General features: G+C 68.9%; 18 protein-coding genes. 7 read left to right on the top strand and 11 right to left on the bottom strand.

All coding sequences use genetic code 11. The features are described 5' to 3' along the window. Positions 1 to 51: 51 nt before the first annotated feature. Together OZ671_RS18205 and OZ671_RS18200 are read right to left on the bottom strand one after the other, a co-directional pair. Positions 52 to 921 carry a class I SAM-dependent methyltransferase gene (locus OZ671_RS18205; RefSeq protein ID WP_268862057.1) on the bottom strand — a complete coding sequence of 290 codons (870 nt, stop codon included), beginning with the start codon at positions 919 to 921 and terminating at the stop codon, positions 52 to 54. Between the two features lie 290 nt (positions 922 to 1,211). Beyond that, positions 1,212 to 1,667 carry a MarR family winged helix-turn-helix transcriptional regulator gene (locus OZ671_RS18200; protein WP_268862056.1) on the bottom strand — a complete coding sequence of 152 codons (456 nt, stop codon included), beginning with the start codon at positions 1,665 to 1,667 and terminating at the stop codon, positions 1,212 to 1,214. A 175-nt stretch (positions 1,668 to 1,842) separates the two neighbouring features. On the opposite strand from OZ671_RS18200, the gene OZ671_RS18195 reads away from it, so the two are divergent. Together OZ671_RS18195 and OZ671_RS18190 are read left to right on the top strand one after the other, a co-directional pair. Then, positions 1,843 to 2,811, top strand: a complete 969-nt coding sequence (locus OZ671_RS18195) for an MBL fold metallo-hydrolase (RefSeq protein ID WP_268862055.1) — start codon at positions 1,843 to 1,845, stop codon at positions 2,809 to 2,811. A gap of 146 nt (positions 2,812 to 2,957) precedes the next feature. Next, entirely contained in the window at positions 2,958 to 3,077 is a 120-nt protein-coding gene (locus OZ671_RS18190) for a DUF2783 domain-containing protein (RefSeq protein WP_268862054.1), read from the top strand. An 85-nt stretch (positions 3,078 to 3,162) separates the two neighbouring features. Here the strand turns inward: OZ671_RS18190 and OZ671_RS18185 are convergent, their stop codons facing one another. Continuing rightward, positions 3,163 to 4,089: a DMT family transporter gene (locus tag OZ671_RS18185; protein WP_268862053.1), complete on the bottom strand. Its 927-nt coding sequence runs from the start codon at positions 4,087 to 4,089 to the stop codon at positions 3,163 to 3,165. Positions 4,090 to 4,324: 235 nt separating this feature from the next. Between OZ671_RS18185 and OZ671_RS18180 the strand changes: the two genes are divergently transcribed. After that, on the top strand, positions 4,325 to 5,215 hold the full coding sequence (locus tag OZ671_RS18180) for a LysR family transcriptional regulator (protein WP_268862052.1): 891 nt from the start codon (positions 4,325 to 4,327) through the stop codon (positions 5,213 to 5,215). Positions 5,216 to 5,267: 52 nt separating this feature from the next. On the opposite strand, the gene OZ671_RS18175 is transcribed toward OZ671_RS18180, so the two are convergent. Further along, positions 5,268 to 5,918 (bottom strand): urea carboxylase-associated family protein, encoded by a 651-nt coding sequence (locus OZ671_RS18175; protein ID WP_268862051.1) that lies wholly within the window; start codon positions 5,916 to 5,918, stop codon positions 5,268 to 5,270. A gap of 190 nt (positions 5,919 to 6,108) precedes the next feature. On the opposite strand from OZ671_RS18175, the gene OZ671_RS18170 reads away from it, so the two are divergent. Beyond that, positions 6,109 to 6,798, top strand: coding sequence for a hypothetical protein (locus OZ671_RS18170; protein ID WP_268862050.1), 690 nt, complete (start codon positions 6,109 to 6,111; stop codon positions 6,796 to 6,798). A gap of 85 nt (positions 6,799 to 6,883) precedes the next feature. Here the strand turns inward: OZ671_RS18170 and OZ671_RS18165 are convergent, their stop codons facing one another. Together OZ671_RS18165 and OZ671_RS18160 are read right to left on the bottom strand one after the other, a co-directional pair. Continuing rightward, a complete protein-coding gene (locus OZ671_RS18165) occupies positions 6,884 to 7,327 on the bottom strand; it encodes a hypothetical protein (protein ID WP_268862049.1) in 444 nt (147 codons plus the stop codon). Positions 7,328 to 7,415: 88 nt separating this feature from the next. After that, positions 7,416 to 8,276 carry a helix-turn-helix transcriptional regulator gene (locus tag OZ671_RS18160; protein WP_268862048.1) on the bottom strand — a complete coding sequence of 287 codons (861 nt, stop codon included), beginning with the start codon at positions 8,274 to 8,276 and terminating at the stop codon, positions 7,416 to 7,418. 131 nt (positions 8,277 to 8,407) lie between these two features. Between OZ671_RS18160 and OZ671_RS18155 the strand changes: the two genes are divergently transcribed. After that, a complete protein-coding gene (locus OZ671_RS18155) occupies positions 8,408 to 9,868 on the top strand; it encodes an MFS transporter (protein ID WP_268862047.1) in 1,461 nt (486 codons plus the stop codon). 13 nt (positions 9,869 to 9,881) lie between these two features. Here the strand turns inward: OZ671_RS18155 and OZ671_RS18150 are convergent, their stop codons facing one another. Then, positions 9,882 to 10,718: a hypothetical protein gene (locus OZ671_RS18150; protein ID WP_268862046.1), complete on the bottom strand. Its 837-nt coding sequence runs from the start codon at positions 10,716 to 10,718 to the stop codon at positions 9,882 to 9,884. A 261-nt stretch (positions 10,719 to 10,979) separates the two neighbouring features. Further along, entirely contained in the window at positions 10,980 to 11,411 is a 432-nt protein-coding gene (locus OZ671_RS18145; RefSeq protein WP_268862045.1) for a PaaI family thioesterase, read from the bottom strand. An 82-nt stretch (positions 11,412 to 11,493) separates the two neighbouring features. Between OZ671_RS18145 and OZ671_RS18140 the strand changes: the two genes are divergently transcribed. After that, positions 11,494 to 12,171 (top strand): helix-turn-helix transcriptional regulator, encoded by a 678-nt coding sequence (locus tag OZ671_RS18140; RefSeq protein ID WP_268862044.1) that lies wholly within the window; start codon positions 11,494 to 11,496, stop codon positions 12,169 to 12,171. A 2-nt stretch (positions 12,172 to 12,173) separates the two neighbouring features. Here OZ671_RS18140 and OZ671_RS18135 read toward each other — a convergent pair whose 3' ends face one another. From OZ671_RS18135 to OZ671_RS18125, 3 genes are all read right to left on the bottom strand, one after another. After that, complete coding sequence (locus OZ671_RS18135; protein ID WP_268862043.1) at positions 12,174 to 12,704, bottom strand: MucR family transcriptional regulator; 531 nt, start codon at positions 12,702 to 12,704, stop codon at positions 12,174 to 12,176. Between the two features lie 127 nt (positions 12,705 to 12,831). After that, positions 12,832 to 13,203: a hypothetical protein gene (locus OZ671_RS18130; RefSeq protein WP_268862042.1), complete on the bottom strand. Its 372-nt coding sequence runs from the start codon at positions 13,201 to 13,203 to the stop codon at positions 12,832 to 12,834. Between the two features lie 176 nt (positions 13,204 to 13,379). Beyond that, complete coding sequence (locus OZ671_RS18125; RefSeq protein WP_268862041.1) at positions 13,380 to 14,348, bottom strand: dimethylarginine dimethylaminohydrolase family protein; 969 nt, start codon at positions 14,346 to 14,348, stop codon at positions 13,380 to 13,382. Between the two features lie 376 nt (positions 14,349 to 14,724). Here OZ671_RS18125 and rnk point away from each other — a divergent pair, with 376 nt between their 5' ends. After that, complete coding sequence (rnk, locus tag OZ671_RS18120) at positions 14,725 to 15,150, top strand: nucleoside diphosphate kinase regulator (RefSeq protein ID WP_268862040.1); 426 nt, start codon at positions 14,725 to 14,727, stop codon at positions 15,148 to 15,150. The last annotated feature ends 73 nt before the right edge of the window (positions 15,151 to 15,223 follow it).

The following is a 15,223-nucleotide window of genomic DNA, read 5'->3' as shown; positions in this document are numbered from 1 at the left end:
ATCCCGACGTATAGCGTCCATGTTGGTCATTATACTGTGAACTAAGCGCATCTAGGTTCGACTTCGAACCGCATTGTAAATTGATGCAATGGATGCTCCAAGGCGATAGCGACGGGAAGACATTAGATCGGCGAGTTCAGATTTTAGTAATGCATTCTCTGCGCGAAGTTGCGCTGCCTCTGCTTCCAGCTTGTTCGTATCAATATCGTATCTATTCTGATCCGCGACGGAATTCTTAACGCTCCGCTCTCCGAAAACGTCAACAGTACTTCCAAAAAATTCGCGATCCATTAACTGGAGCGTGTCCTTAAACTCCTCACGCATATATGTGCGGTATCGATCGAAGGACTCGGGGAAGCCAAGAAACAGTTTATTGGGCACCAATACCATGGGTTGAAGAGAGCCACCCTCTCTTAGATACCGAACAAGCCCGCTGATTACACCAGTCCAATGCGAACTCAGGATATCGTCTAGCGCAACAATACCATCTCGAAGTATTGATCTTTCGGCAAGTCTTAGATCATTTGCGGTTGTATTCTCGTCATGTCCGCCATCAATTGAAAAGAATCGAACAAGACCATGACTATTAATCATGGCGCTAGTAATTCTGAGTGAGTTTCCCGTTATAATGTCCAATTGGCTGCGATTCATAAACTTATCAAAATTTGATAAAAAAATATCCTTATCACCACGGCCGGAATTATCAATATTCTGCTCCTGTTCTTCAAATAGATCTATAGCAACAGCTCTTTCATCGTCACGAAGTCCAAGCGCAAGTGCTAGGAAATAACGTCCATGATGCACTCCAATTTCACATATGTTGCCAATAATACTTTGCTCCGTTTGATATTTCATTAGAGCATGAGAATAAAGCGCGGTGCTATTTGATAGCCAGCCTTCAACATCATCAATTTGGCTCATATACGAATCGAACGACATCATACCTCCACGCGCGCGGAAGAGTTGGAACAGCGCTTCTCGTCTGTCTCACGTTTACCGGGCGATGTTGTTGGATACAATGGTGCACCCCCCGGAACAGCGGGTCCATTTCGATGCCATTGACCGGGTTCAGAGGGATCTGATCAACGTCACTCTGGTGAACAGCGCATCGACTGCGCTAACGGGACGCGGCAAGATTGGGTACTCGGGAGCGGCATCGGTCGGCGAAGGCCCAAGGTGTCAGCTTGTTGCTCCCTGCTTGGAAGCGGCGGCTACTCCGCGTGCTGGATCAGGCCGAAGGCCCGTTCCAGCTTGCCGAGGAGGACGTCGAGCTGCGTCTGCTCCGCCGCGCTCAGGCAGGCGAGCACCGTGCGCTCGCGCGTCAGCAGCAGCGGCACCAGCTCCGCGTAGACCGCCCGCCCCTGCGGCGTCAGCTCGAGCATCACCTCGCGCCCGTCGTCCTGCGAGGCGAGGCGCCGCACATGGCCGAGCCTGACCAGCGTGCCGACGGCGCGGCTGATCGTCGATTTGTGGGTGCGGGTGCAGTGGACGACGTAATGCGCGCTTTTCGGCTCGGACCGGGGGCCGAGGGTCGCGAGCACGCGCCATTCGGGAATGTCGATGCCGAAGCGTGAAATATATTCGGCGGCGAGCGCGTTGGAGAACTCGGCCGCCAGCCGGTTGAGCCGGAACGGCGTGAAGCGGAGCAGATCGAGCGGCTTGGTCATCCGGTCAGCCATAAAGCAGGGCGGGCCGCCGCGAAACGGCGATGCGCGCGGGTTCCTTGACGGTTGCACCTGCAACGGCCTATTTGGTTGCAGTCGCAACCATTTTGCAGGGGCCGCCGGAGGGGCCGGATATCCCCGCCGCCCGGGCGGCCCAGGATCTAGGGAGTGCCGCGCCGTGAGCCCCACCACCGCCACCAGGACCTTCGCCAGCCAGGCCGACCTTGCCGACAAGAAGGAGACCTTCACCGAGCTCGCCGACGGCGTGTTCGCGCTGACCGCCGAGGGCGATCCGAATTCCGGTGTCATCATCGGCGACGACAGCGTCATGGTCATCGACGCGCGGGCGACGCCGGTCATGGCCAAGGAACTGGTCGCGCGCATCCGCGCGGTGACCGACAAGCCCATCCGCCATGTCCTGCTGACCCACTACCATGCCGTGCGCGTGCTCGGCGCGAGCGGCTTCGAGGAGCGTGTCAACGTCATCGCCAGCGACGTCGCGCGCGACATGATCGTCGAGCGCGGCGCCCAGGACATGGCCTCCGAGATCGAACGGTTCCCGCGGCTGTTCCGCGCCCGCGAGACGATCCCGGGCCTGACCTGGCCGACCGTGACCTTCAAGGGCGAGATGACCCTCTGGATGGGCTCGCGCGAGGTGCGCATCATCCATGCCGGCCGCGGCCATACGCGCGGCGACACCATCGCCTGGCTGCCCAAGGAGAAGGTGCTGTTTGCCGGTGACCTCGTCGAATACGGCGCCACCCCCTATTGCGGCGACGCGCATTTCCGCGACTGGCCGGCAACGCTCGACCGGCTCGAGGCGCTCCGGCCGGAAAAGCTGGTGCCGGGCCGCGGCGACGCGCTGACGACGCCCGAGAAGATCAAGGCCGGCATCGGCGAGACGCGCGCCTTCCTGAAGGACGTGTTCGCCGTCGCCGAAGCCGGCGTCAAGGCCGGCCAGGACCTGAAGACCGTCTATGCCGAGGCGATGCGCCAGCTTCGGCCGAAATACGGCCACTGGGTGATCTTCGATCATTGCATGCCCTTCGACGTCTCGCGCGCCTATGACGAGGCGCAGGGCATCGACAATCCGCGCATCTGGACGGCCGAACGCGACCGCGAGATGTGGCAGGCGCTGGAAGGCTAAGGCCGGTCGCGCGGCGCGGAGCGGTTCTCGCGCCGCCGCACCCGTGTCAGACGATCCGGACCTGTTCGGTGAGATAGATTCGAGCCCGGCGGCTCTCGCGGCCGCTGTTGCCTCCGGGACGGCGGCCGACGCCTGCGCGGGAGCACATGGTCCTGCTTCTCGCCGACCATGTCGGCGACATGGCGGTGATCGCCGAGGCCGTCGCGGCCGCCCGCGACGGCATTCCGCCGGACGAGGCCCGGCCGGACCTTTCCGTCACGGCCTAGCGGCCGGACCGTCGCCGCGATCCCGCCCTGCGGCGCAACGGCCCCGCATGGGCTGCAAGGCCGTCCCGATGGCAGGAGCCTGCGCTCAGAGCGCCTTGATCAGCACCACCCCGGCGAGCAGCAGGCCGACACCGGCAAGGCGCGGCGGCGAGACGGGACGCTCGGGCAGACGGAACCAGCCGAACCGGTCGACGAACACCGAGGCGACCTGCTGGCCGGCCACCGTGAAACCCACAGCCGCGGCCGTACCGATGACCGGAATGGCGGTGAACACGGTCGTCACATAGGTCGCGCCGGCAAGGCCGCCGAGCCAGCCCCACCAGGGCATGGCCTTGACGCCGTCGAGCTGTGGCCGCCGGGCGGCGGCCCGGATGAGGCTGACGCCGAGCACGGCGGCCATGGCCAGCGTCGCGACGACGAAGGAGACCGCCGCCGCCGCGAAGGGGGCGCCGCCGAGATCGTGGCGCAGCAGCGCGTTCACCGCGCCCTGCACCGGCAGCACCGCGCCGGCGACGAGCGCCAGGCCGATCCAGCCGAGCTTCGACGGCGAGAGCGCGTCGGTACCCCCCTTCTGGCCGAACACGATGAGCGCGGCGCCGGCCAGCACGCTCAGCGTGCCGGCCGCCGCACCCGTGGTCAGCCCGCTGGCGGCGACGCCGACGAGGCCGAACGTGTCGAGGGCGAGCGAAGCCAGCATCTGGCCGGCGATGAACAGGCCGACCGAAACCACCGCGCCGAGGCGCGGAAACAGCAGGATGGTCGAGACCACATAGAAGGCCGAGGCGGTGCCGCCGGCCGCATGCCACCAGACGGCGCCGGGCAGGGCTGCAAGCGCGGCTGCCGTGCCCGTCGCCAGCATGACGAGGGCGAGCACGGCTGCGCCGACCGAGAGCTGCAACGTGGTCGCGGCGAACGGCGAGCCGACCGCCTTGGCGAGCTGGGCGTTGGCGCCGGCCTGCACGGCGAGCAGACTGCCGGCGGCGAGCGAAAGCGGGATGAAGATCATGTCCATGGCGGGATTCCTGTTGCGGCTGCTCCCACGCCGGCGGCGCAGGCTGAATGACGGGACAATGATCTGTGCGAATGTGCCGCGCGATCTGTTCCATTGCCTCAATGGCCTGCAAAACTGCACAAGAGGAGCCATAGCCGCGCCGGGGACGGGGTGGCCCCCGGCCCGCTCCGAGGGATCACCTACCTGTGCGCCCCCGCTGGATCCGGGCCGATGGCAAGGCTAACCTTGCGCGACCATGCACAGCCGAATCGATTGGGACGACCTGCGCTATGTCCTGGCGGTCGCCGACAATGCCTCGCTCGCCGCGGCGGCACGCGCGCTCGGCGTGAACCACACCACGGTCCTGCGCCGGGTCGCGGCCTTCGAGGCGCGGCTCAAGGTCCGCCTGTTCGACCGGCTGCCCACCGGTTATGCCCTCACTGCCGCGGGCGAAGAGATCCTCGCCATGGCGCGCGAGCTCTCGGGCCAGATGGCCGCGCTCGAACGCAAGATCCTCGGCCGCGACCTGCGGCTCGACGGCAGCCTGAGGGTCACCACCACCGATACGTTGATGGCGAGCCTGCTGCCGCCGCTGCTGGCCCGCTTCCTCAGAGATCATCCGGGCATCGTGCTGGAGGTGACGACAACCAACCAGCTCGCCAATCTGACCAAGCGCGACGCGGATGTCGCGATCCGGCCGGCGGCCGATCCACCCGAAACCCTGGTCGGCCGCAAGGTGGCCGATGTCGCCTTTGCGGTTTATGCGGCACCCGGCGCGGCGCAGGCCGACGGCGGCGGGCGGCGCTGGGTGGGAACCGACGCCGGGCTCGCCGGCACGGTGGCGGCGCGCTGGCTCGCGGCGGAAGTGCCGGACGGCGCCATCGCGCTGCGCGCCGATACCATGGTCGGCATGGCCGAGGCTGCCGCGGCCGGCATCGGGGCAGCGGTGCTGCCCTGCTATCTCGGCGACCGCTGGCCGGGACTTGAGCGGCACGGCGCAGTCATCGACAATCCCCGCTCGGCGCTCTGGGTGCTGACCCACGAGGACCTGAGGCGCACCGCCCGCGTCAGCACCTTCACCGAGTTCATGGTGCGGGAATTGCGCGCGCTGCGCGGCCTGCTCGAGGGCGGCGGCGCATCGGACTGAGCTCCGGGGCGACGCCTGGCGTCGCGCACGGCGCGCCGCGACTCCGGCCGGCCTAGTCTCTTTCGATATGCACCTCGATCTCGGTGCAGACAGCGCCGTTGGTCGGGTGAAAATCGATCGAGCAGGCGGTCACCACGAGCGTGAGGTCGCATTCGGCGCGCAGGCGCACATAGCCGCCGGGCGGATTGAGCGAGGCGAGCACTTCAAGCCGCCCGTCGGGCTGGGGCGGCGAGTTCTGGAAGAAGTCGACCGGATCGGGCACGAAGGGCAGCGCCAGCCCGCGGCTCGCGAGGGCGTTCAGGAAATTGTCGTGGCAGTTCGGATGGCCGGGCAGGCCGACACGGGCATAGAGGCCGGGATTGCAGGCCGGGAACAGCATGTCGTGCGGACCCGGCGAAGCATCCTCGATCAGGGTCAGGAGCGGCTGGCCGGCGGCGCTGTAGAAGGCCTGGCCGACCACGGGAAACAGGCGCTCGTTGACGTCGCGGGTTTGCGCCGTGCTCAGCCAGTCGAGCGCCGGTTCGGTGACGATGGCCCAGAGGTCGGCGACCTGCTGCCCCTGCGGGTCGACGATGCGGATGAGATCGCCGCGCGCAACCTGAAAGGCGCGGCCCGATTGCGGCGGCACCACGATGCGGGACGGATGTGGCGCCGCACGGCCGGGGTCATGGGCTCGGTCGTCGGCGCTGTCCGGTCCGGGCAAGGGCAAAGTCCCCGCCGTGCGGGCCTTCAGCCCGCTCCGAACGCTAGCTAGTAGCGCCGCAGCGGCGCGGCAACGGCGGGGTATCCGAAGAACCCGCCGGTGCGACCTTCCGTTGCACCCCTCAATCGGCCGCAATGGACAGGCCGCCGTCTCCGGCGCGAGGCTGCGCCGATTCGCCCTGGAGGTCCTCGTGGTCCGATCCGCCGTCCGCCGCCGCATGATGGCCGCCGCCCTGCTTCTCAGCCACGCTACGCCGGCCCTGCCCCAGGCGCCCGGCCCCGCAGCCGCGCCCGCGGCGTGGGAGCCCGGCCGGCCCACGACCTGCCGTTTCGGCGCCTGGACCCGCAATGAAACCGCGGAGCCGATCGTGGTTCACGCCGAGCCTTCGGCGACCTCCGCCGTGGTCGGATGGCTGCCGACGACCGGTGCGGACGGCAGCACGGCCTACGACTACAGCGTCGCCTTCGAGATCACCGCGGCGACCGGCGAATGGCTGCAGATTTTCGGCGCGACCGACGCGAACAACGCCGATGACAACCGTGCCGCCCGTCCGGTCTATTCCGGCTCGGGCTGGATCCGGGCCGACGCGGCCCGGTTCGGCATCCAGTCAGCCCGCGGCTACCAGCGGCCCGACACGGCAAGCCTGCGCCTCGTCGATCTCGGCACCGACTGGGCGACCGAGCTCGGCACGCTGACGCGCATCCTCGCCTGCGCGGACGAATGGGTGCTGGTGGACCTCACCCTTCATTCCAGCCGGGGCCCCGGCGCCCGGCTCACCGAATTGCCCGCGGCGGACCAGCAGCGCCGCCGGGCCTGGTTCCGCAGCGTCTGCTCAAGCGAAGAGACGACCTGCGACCTGCGCTCGGTGGACCGGGAATAGATCGCGTGGCGGCCGGCGAGCAGCGATGCCGCGCCCGGCAGGCGATGGGGTGGACGCTTCGTCCCCACCCGCCATTCGCCACCCGCTATTGCCTCAGACGGCGATCCAGCCGCCGCGCGACGTCGAGTGGATAGGAGGCGGCGACGCCAAGCGCACCTCCGTCGGTCCGGCCGAGATAGAGCACCCAGCGCTGGCCGGCGGCCGGGCGCGGCATCGGTTCGGACATGGCGCAGGGGTGGAACGGGCCGGTTCGGCCGAACGCGTAGGTCTGCGCATCGGCGCGGCCGCTCACCACCCGGCTGAGCCGGGCGGTCGCCTGCCATGGCCGCCATTCGGCCGGCCCGGCGCGTCCGGACGAGCGCGGCGGGCCGGCATCGGCGGCGGTCTCGACGATGGCGACGACAATGGCCGCGAAGGGTCTGCGGACCACGTTCTGTTCATGCGCCACCGCGCAGGCCGCAGCCGGCGCAACGGAGGCGGCGTGCAGGGCCGTGGCGGCAGCCAGGGCGAAAAGGAACCTCGATGTCATCGTTTGCGGCTCGTCCCGGGCTAGCGAATGGAGAATGGGGATGCGGGGTCGCGCGGCGTTCCAGGGCGGCGGGTGTGGCGACTCTTTCCTACTCGCCATGCGCTATTCGCTCCTTCCCGGACGTGGCCAAAACCTTGGCGAGCGCGGCCCGGTCGGCCGGCGTCGCCGGCGAATAGACCACCATCCGCAGGTCCGGCGCGCCCTCGACGAGGAAGGCGCCATGTTCGAAGGCGATGATGCCGCCGGTGGCGAATCGGAAGCGCTTGATGCCCTCGCTGCGGCCGGAAATGTCCTGCAGTGCCCACCAGCGTTGGAATTCCGGGCTCGCCGCGTTCAGGTCGTCGACCAGCCGCGCGAAGGCGGGGTCGCCGGCCGCGCGGCCATGGTCGAGCCGGAACTTGGCGATCATCGCCCGCACATCCGCCTCCCAGTCCGGCATCATCGCGCGGTAGACCGGATCGACCAACACCGACCAGAGGCTGTTGCGCCGGTCGGGCGGCTGCGCCGTGAAGGTGAAGACCGCCTCCGCGGTGGCATTCCAGGCGACGACGTCCCAGCGCGGCGTCTTGACGTAGGCCGGGTTCGGCAGGCTCTCCAGCACGGTCCTGACAACGTCCGAGACCGCCGGCGCGGCCACGGCGGCCGTCGGCAGCGGGCTCTGCCGGGCGAGGGCGAAAAGATGCAGGCGCTCGGCAGGGTCGAGCGCCAGGGCGAGGGCTACCCGTTCCAGGAAATGGGTCGATACCTTGATGTCGCGGCCCTGCTCGAACCAGGTGTACCAGGTGAGCCCGACGCCGGCGATCTGCGCCACCTCCTCGCGCCGCAGGCCGGGCGTCCGTCGGCGGGGTCCGGCGATCAGGCCGGCATCCGCAGGACGGGCCCGGGCCCGGCGATCACGGACGAATTCGGCGAGCGCCTGGCGCGCGCCCATGCGGTCGAGGGATGTCATGCGCCTCTCGGCATCGGCCTGACGGGTGTTGCCACTACCAGGATAAGTTCTTCTCTCATAACAGGATAGCAGATCGGGCAAGGTCGTCCCAGCCATTGCAGACTAGGGCCCGCGAGCCGCCGGAGCGCCCCATGAACGACCTGTCCTCGATGACCCCAGCCGGCGCGCCGCCTGCCGGGGACCGGAGCGGCGCGCGCGCTCTCGCCGCCATGCTGACCGGCGCCTTCCTCGCCATCATGGACGTGATGATCGTCAATGTCGGGCTGCCCAGCATCCGGGCGGACCTGCAGGCGAGCTTCGCCGAGGCGCAGCTCGTCATCGCCGCCTACGGCCTGAGCTATGCGCTGCTGCTGATCACCGGCGGTCGCCTCGGCGACCTCCACGGCCGCCGGCGCCTGTTCCTCGCAGGCCTTGCCGGCTTCACCCTGACCTCGACGCTTTGCGGCCTGGCGCCGACGGCGCCGGCGCTGGTCGCCGCGCGCGTGCTGCAGGGCGCCGCCGCCGCCCTGATGTTCCCGCAGGTGCTCTCGCTCATCCGCGTCACCTTCACCGACGAGGCCGGCCGGGCGCGCGCCTTCGCCGCGCTCGGCGTCGTCGCCGGGCTTGCCGGCGTCACCGGCCAGGTGCTCGGCGGCTTCATCGCCGAGGCCAACCTCCTCGGTCTTGGCTGGCGTCCGCTGTTCCTGATCAACCTGCCGGTCGGCCTCGGCGCGCTCGTCGCAGCCCGCCGGTTCATCGCCGAATCGCGGGCGCCCCAGGCTGCGCGGCTCGACCTTGCCGGCGTCCTGCTCGGCGCGGTCGGCTTCGGCTGCCTGCTGGTCCCGCTCATCGAGGGCCGCGAAGCCGGCTGGCCCTTCTGGTCGCGCGCCACGCTCGGGGCTTCCGTCCCCCTGCTCGCCCTGTTCGCGCGCCAGCAGCATGGCCGGACGCGGCGGCGGGATTCGCCCCTGGTCGATACCGGCCTCTTCCGCGACCGCGCCTTCACGGTCGGGCTGCTCACCGTGCTGGCCTTCTATTCCACCCTCAATGCCGGCTTCCTGGCGCTCGCCTTCTTCATCCAGGCCGGCCTGAAGCGCTCGCCCTTCGAGGCCGGGCTGCTCTTCGCCGTGCTTGCCGTCGTCTATGTCGGCGCGTCCGTCCTCGCCGGACGCCTGCCGGTCGAGCGCCGTCGCGCCCTGCTGGCCACCGGCGCCGCCATCACGCTGATCGGTTTCGCGCTGGCCGCGGCCGCGCCGGTGCTGTCGCCGGCCATGCCGGTCGTCCTGCTCGTCCCGGCGCTGGCCGCGCTCGGTCTCGGCCAGGGCCTGTTCATGACGCCGCTGATCAACACCGTGATCAGCGCCATCCGCGACGAGCAGGCCGGCAGTGCCGCCGGCGTGCTCAGCACCATGCAGCAGGTCGGCGGTGCGATCGGCGTCGCCGTCGTCGGCATCCTGTTCTCCGGTGGCCTCGCCGAGGCCCAGGCGCTCGGCCTTGCCGACAAGGCCGCCTATGGCCGGGCGCTGACCGCCGGCCTTGGCTATTGCGTCGGAGCGCTCGGCGTCACCCTCGTCCTGCTCGCCGCCCTGCCGCGCGCCGGCTCGGCGCGCTGACGGCGGCCTTAAGTCACGGCGACGGCGGGTCGGGCTCCTCGGTCAGGACCCAGCAATTGCCGCGGCGCTCGAACAGGAAGCCCCGCCCTTCCGACAGGCCCATGTCGAGGCGCACCTTGCGTGTGCCGCGCCGCGGTTCGGTGATGCTGACGCGGGCGGGCGTCGGGATCATCTCGCCGCCGCCGTCGAGGAGATGATACCGCCCGCCCTGCCGACGGACCGGGAAATTCGCGTAGGTCGAGGCGAGCGCATAGGTCGGCACGGGCCAGTAGCCCGCCCGTTCGTGATAGAAGTTGGGCAGGTCGTCGGAGGAGAGCTCCATCACCTTCACCACCGGCGCGGTGTGGGCCTGGCGCACGGCAGGATCGTCGACGAAAGCGCGGAAGAAGGCGGCGAAGTCGCCCGCCGGGCAGGCAGCCTGGGGCGCTGCGGCCGTCGGCAGGCGGGACGCTTCCCACCAGCGCACGGTCAGCTTCTGCTGGTGCCCGGGCTGCTTCCAGCGCTGATAGCTGCCATAGGTCCCGACCCGCATCATCAGCCCGCTCGCGCGGTGGGCGAAGCGGAACACGCAATAGCCGTCGCCGCTGCAGGCATCGGTTTCCGGCATGTAGCGGCAGACCAGCGCTTCGCCGCCGACATTCTCGCGGCACTTGTCGGTGGAGAGCGGCAGCCAGCCCGCCGCGTCGAGCTTGGCCCTGAGATCGGCATAGGTCATGCCGGCCTGGAACGAGCGGGCAACGTCGGGCGCGGGCGCCGTGCCGGCGGCGGGCGCCGCGGCATTGGGCGCCGGCGCTGCGGACTGGGCATGGGCGAGGCGCGTGAAGACTGGTGCGGCCGCGAGCGTGGCCACGAAAGCGGTCACAAGCAGGCGGATTTTGGAGGCGGAGGCTGGGAGGCGCATCAGAGCTCGGCAATCGGCATGGAGATCGGGAAAGACAAGTCGTGGCAACGGGCGCGTCGGATTGAGACCGGATTCGTGTTTCAGGCGCATTACGCCATGGCGCTTGGCCGCAGGGCCAGGGCTGCCGTGGAGATCCTGCGATGCACGGCTGGCCCGCCGCGCCACCGCCTGCTGCCTGTCGATGTCGCCGCGCGTGACGGCCGGCCGGCATCAAGGCCGCTGTGCTGGTGCACGCGCGGATACGGGCACCAGCCGGACGCTGGCGCTCGCACGTGCGACCGCCTGTCCGTCCGGGTCGGTCAGCTTTGCTTCGACGTGACCGATCGACCGGCCGAGCTTCAGCACCGTCGCCTCGCCGGTCAGCGGGCCGGGCCTGGCCGGGGCCAGGAAGGCGACGCTGAGCGCGATGGTGACCGGCATGCACGCGCCGGCGGTCGCGACCAGGACGGCGGGCCCCATCGTATCGTCGAGCATGGCGGTCAAGAGGCCGCCCTGGATATGGCCGGACGGATTGCAGAAGGTTTCACGTCCGGCGAAGCGGATGCGCACCCAGCCGCGCGTGACGTCCGCGTCGAGGATCTCGGCGCCGAGCAGGGCCGCGCAGGGCGGCATGGTGAACTCCGAAAGACAGGTCTGGATCATGGTCGGGTCTCTCGCCCCCGGGCGTTGCACGCGACCTTGTGATAGCCGGGCGCTGCTGACACAGTATTGTCAGGAGAGGACGATGCGACGGGCCGATCGCCTCATCGAGCTGGCCGGCTGCCTGAGGCGCGACAGGGCCGTGCGCGCGGACGATCTCGCCGCCCGTCTCGAAGTGTCGGTGCGCACGGTCTACCGCGATATCGCCGTCTTGCAGGCACAGGGCCATCCGATCGAGGGCGCGGCCGGCGTCGGCTTTCTGCTGCGCGGCGACATCCATCTCGCGCCGATCGCCTTCGACCACGATGAGCTGGAAGCCCTGGCGCTCGGCCTCGCCTATGCGGAGCAGGTCGGCGACGCCAAGCTCGTCGCTGCGGCGCGCGCCGCGCGCTTCAAGGTCGACCGGGCCTGGCATGCCGCGGGCCGTGGGCCGGCGCTCGCCCATCCGATCCGCGCGCGCCAGCGCCCGAACCATCGCTCGCCGGCTTTCGGCGCGCTGCTGCGCGGCGCGCTGCGGGCCCGCCGGCTCGTCCGCTTCGCCTATGTCGACGGTGAAGGCCGGCTGAGCACGCGGGCGGTCCGGCCGCTCGCGCTGACCGCCTTTTCCGACGGCTGGCTGCTCGGGGCCTGGTGCCTCATGCGGACCGATTTCAGGACCTTCCGGCTCGACCGGATGGGCGAGCTGGCGCTCGGCGAGCCGTTCGAGGACGAGGCCGGCAAGGACCTTGCCACCTATCTCGCACGGATCGGCGCGCGCCCTTGAGCTCAGACCTTGGCCAGCCGCTTGGCCGCCGCCGGCTTCTTCGCCGCCGGGGCCTCCGGGGCTGCGGCCGGGCTGCGCCGATGGCCGAAACGCAACTCCTTGGCGAGCGACGAGCGGGCCGCCGAATAATTCGGCGCGACCATGGGATAGCTGTCCGGCAGTCCCCATTTGGCACGGTATTGATCCGGTGTGAGACCGAAGGCCGCGCGCAGGTGCCGGCGCAGCGACTTGAATTTCAGGCCGTCCTCCAGGCAGACGATGTAGTCGGCGGTGATCGACTTCTTGATCGGTACGGCCGGAACCAGCGTCGGCGCCGTGGCGACCGCGGACGGTGCCGAGAGACCCTGCAAAGCCTGATTTACGGTTGCAATCAGCTCCACGAGCGCGTCCGGCGCGAGCGTGTTGCTGGCCGCGTAGGAGGCGACGATCTCGGCGGTGAGGGCGACGGTGTCCGCCTGCTCGCCTCCGCGCGCGAGCCCCCCCGCCGTTTCCAAATCCTCGATGTGCCCTTGGTGCCCCGGCATGTCAGCCATCCTCTTGTCCCATTTTTGTCCGGTTCCGGTCCGGATGGCGCGGTCGATGCAGGTCCCGGGCCGGGCGCAAAAAACGGCCGATCCATGGGACCGGCCGCCGGAGGGAAGGCTTTCAAGGCGGGCGCTGTCAGCGCCGCGCCGTACCGAGGCGCTCGATGAGGCCCAGCACGCGGTCGGTGCCGATGCCGCGGCCGTTGTGGCGGACATGGGTGATGCCCGCGCAGGTGGTGCCATCGGGCGAGCCGGTCAATTCCAGGGTCTGGACCGGCCGGCCCGGGATGGCGCAGTCCATGCGGAACGATTCGCGGGTCTGCTGGATCCGGCACGAGCCGCCTTGGCGCTGGAAGGCGGTCTCGATCTCCTCTGTCGAGCCGAGGTCGATGCGTTCGTTCTGCACGAAACTCCAGAGGCAGAGACTTCGCGCCGCGGCGGGCGACAGGCTCGCGCCGACGGCGAGCACGGCGCCGAAGGTCAGGATGATGGAACGGCGGGACGGCATGCGGGGCTATCCTTGGCTTGGGGGGCGAATGGCGCGCGGCGAATGACGGACAGGAAAATCGCGCCTGATCAAGACAGAGTCGCGCCTTCAACGCATCATGCTGCATCGGTTATTCACGATCTGCCACGCGCCGCGCGCCATTGCCGGCGCTTGCATCGGCTTGCGACCGTCGTCGATCAGGCGCGCCACAGCGGCTGCGTACTGCCGCGGAAGGCTCCGCCGAAGGACCGGCTGATCCGGTAGTCGACATATTCGACGGCGATCCCGCGCCGGCCGAGGGCGTCGCCGATCGTGGCGAAGGCCGGGTCGGCGACATAGATGCCGGGCGAGATCGGCAGGCCGTTGGTGGCAAGGCGCATGGCTTCGTCCAGCGAAACGGCGATGCGATCCCACGCCCGCAAGGGTTCCGGAATGCCGTCCAGCAGAGCCTCCTCGCAGACGATCATCAGGCCGTCGCGAACAAGGCCGAGCGCGCAGTCGAGATGCAGGATGTTCGGGCGGAGGCGCACCGGCTCGACGGTGTAACCTTGGGGGCGCAGGAGCTTGGCCAGCCATTCCGCCCCGGCGGCATTGGACGCAAGGCCCGACATGCCGACGAAGACCGTCTTGCCCAGCACCAGGACGTCGCCACCTTCCAGGAACGGACCTGCGCCGAGGCTCGCATCATCGTCCGCCGCGACCTCCGGCATCGGCACGGCCACATAGGTGCATGCGGACGGCATGACCCGGTGACGCATGATGTCACGGACCGGCAGCACCTCGCGGCGGCGGTGCCGGAAGCGCAGGGAGCCTTCGACGACCACCGGCCCGATGGTGAAGAACGGGTCGCGCACGAAAAAATTGGCATAGCCGTCGCCGCCGGCGGCCGCCTTCTCGGCCGCGGTCAGCATGCGCGGGCGCAGCACCTCGACGCCGTGCCTCTCCAGCACCGCCCTGAAGGCGTCACGTTCCTTCTCCCAGGCGCGCTGGCCGACCGGATCTGCGTCGCGGAAGTCCTGGCCGGCGCCGAATCGTCCTGGCGCCGGGTCGGGCAAAAAGTCCATGTCGCGGGAATGCAGCATGGTCTCGCCGAAAGCGACTTCGGACTGGGTCAGGACAACTGTTCTGAGTGGTGCGAACTCGCTCTCGACATGGATTTCGCCCATGGCGCAACTCTCCGGTCATGCGGTCCGGCTCTTCTTGCGAACGGCTACCGACGCCCTGGCAGCTATGCCTGGGCAGGCGGACCCAGGGAACAGGGTCCATCTTGACAATGGCGCGCCACGCGCCAGATTCAAAGACATGAAACCCGTCGTCGTCACCGGTCGCAACGCTTCCCTGCGCGTGAAGCTTCTCCTGGGCTCCTAGCCCCGGCCGGGTGTGCGTGCGCCCCGGGACGGGGCGATGGTTTCACCCTCCCGCACGACATCTGCTCGACACGTCCGACCGGTGCGGACGCGAGCCTCGAGGTCGACCGCCGCAGGCCCTTGGCCGCGGCGCCCCCTTGTTTCCCAGCCCTGCAAGGTCTCAGGAGCATCCATCATGAATACCCCTACCCGTCGCGCCGCCAGCGCCCTGCCGCCGATCGTGGTCAGCGATTTCGATCATCGCCGCCTGTCGGCCCTCGCCAATGATGCGCTGGAGCGCGCGCCCGAGGTTGCCGAGGCGCTGCTGAACGAGCTCGACCGTGCCAAGGTCGTGGCTGCCGAGGCGGTGCCGGCCGACGTCGTCGGCATGGGCTCGACCGTCGAATTCTCGTCCCACGGCGGCCAGACCCGTCGCGTCACGCTGGTCTTTCCAGCCGAAGCCGACATCGAGGCCGGCAAGATCTCGGTGATGACGCCGCTCGGCGCCGCCCTGATCGGCCTTTCGCCCGGCCAGTCCTTCGAATGGGTCGGTCCAGGCGGCCACCCGAACCGCCTGACCGTGATCAGCGTCGCGGCCGCCGCGCGGCCGGCGCTGGCGTAAGGTGGTTGGTGAGTGGCGAATAGCGAACAGGGAGTTGCGGGCGGCCCGGAAGGCCGCAAAACTCGCTACTCGC

It is taken from the genome of Phreatobacter sp. AB_2022a, from assembly GCF_026847585.1.
In the GTDB taxonomy this organism is placed as follows: domain Bacteria; phylum Pseudomonadota; class Alphaproteobacteria; order Rhizobiales; family Phreatobacteraceae; genus Phreatobacter.
The sequence above is the reverse complement of the archived record's forward strand: the minus strand, read 5'-3'. Positions and strand labels throughout refer to the sequence as shown.

Excerpts from the sequence above, each read along its gene's own strand:
- OZ671_RS18145 (WP_268862045.1), bottom strand. The coding sequence starts at position 11,411 with ATGATCCAGACCTGTCTTTCGGAGTTCACCATGCCGCCCTGCGCGGCC.
- rnk (WP_268862040.1), top strand. The coding sequence starts at position 14,725 with ATGAATACCCCTACCCGTCGCGCCGCCAGCGCCCTGCCGCCGATCGTG.
- OZ671_RS18200 (WP_268862056.1), bottom strand. The coding sequence starts at position 1,667 with ATGACCAAGCCGCTCGATCTGCTCCGCTTCACGCCGTTCCGGCTCAAC.
- OZ671_RS18190 (WP_268862054.1), top strand. The coding sequence starts at position 2,958 with ATGGTCCTGCTTCTCGCCGACCATGTCGGCGACATGGCGGTGATCGCC.
- OZ671_RS18160 (WP_268862048.1), bottom strand. The coding sequence starts at position 8,276 with ATGACATCCCTCGACCGCATGGGCGCGCGCCAGGCGCTCGCCGAATTC.
- OZ671_RS18180 (WP_268862052.1), top strand. The coding sequence starts at position 4,325 with ATGCACAGCCGAATCGATTGGGACGACCTGCGCTATGTCCTGGCGGTC.
- OZ671_RS18135 (WP_268862043.1), bottom strand. The coding sequence starts at position 12,704 with ATGGCTGACATGCCGGGGCACCAAGGGCACATCGAGGATTTGGAAACG.
- OZ671_RS18130 (WP_268862042.1), bottom strand. The coding sequence starts at position 13,203 with ATGCCGTCCCGCCGTTCCATCATCCTGACCTTCGGCGCCGTGCTCGCC.
- OZ671_RS18140 (WP_268862044.1), top strand. The coding sequence starts at position 11,494 with ATGCGACGGGCCGATCGCCTCATCGAGCTGGCCGGCTGCCTGAGGCGC.
- OZ671_RS18155 (WP_268862047.1), top strand. The coding sequence starts at position 8,408 with ATGAACGACCTGTCCTCGATGACCCCAGCCGGCGCGCCGCCTGCCGGG.
- OZ671_RS18165 (WP_268862049.1), bottom strand. The coding sequence starts at position 7,327 with ATGACATCGAGGTTCCTTTTCGCCCTGGCTGCCGCCACGGCCCTGCAC.
- OZ671_RS18125 (WP_268862041.1), bottom strand. The coding sequence starts at position 14,348 with ATGGGCGAAATCCATGTCGAGAGCGAGTTCGCACCACTCAGAACAGTT.
- OZ671_RS18185 (WP_268862053.1), bottom strand. The coding sequence starts at position 4,089 with ATGGACATGATCTTCATCCCGCTTTCGCTCGCCGCCGGCAGTCTGCTC.
- OZ671_RS18205 (WP_268862057.1), bottom strand. The coding sequence starts at position 921 with ATGAGCCAAATTGATGATGTTGAAGGCTGGCTATCAAATAGCACCGCG.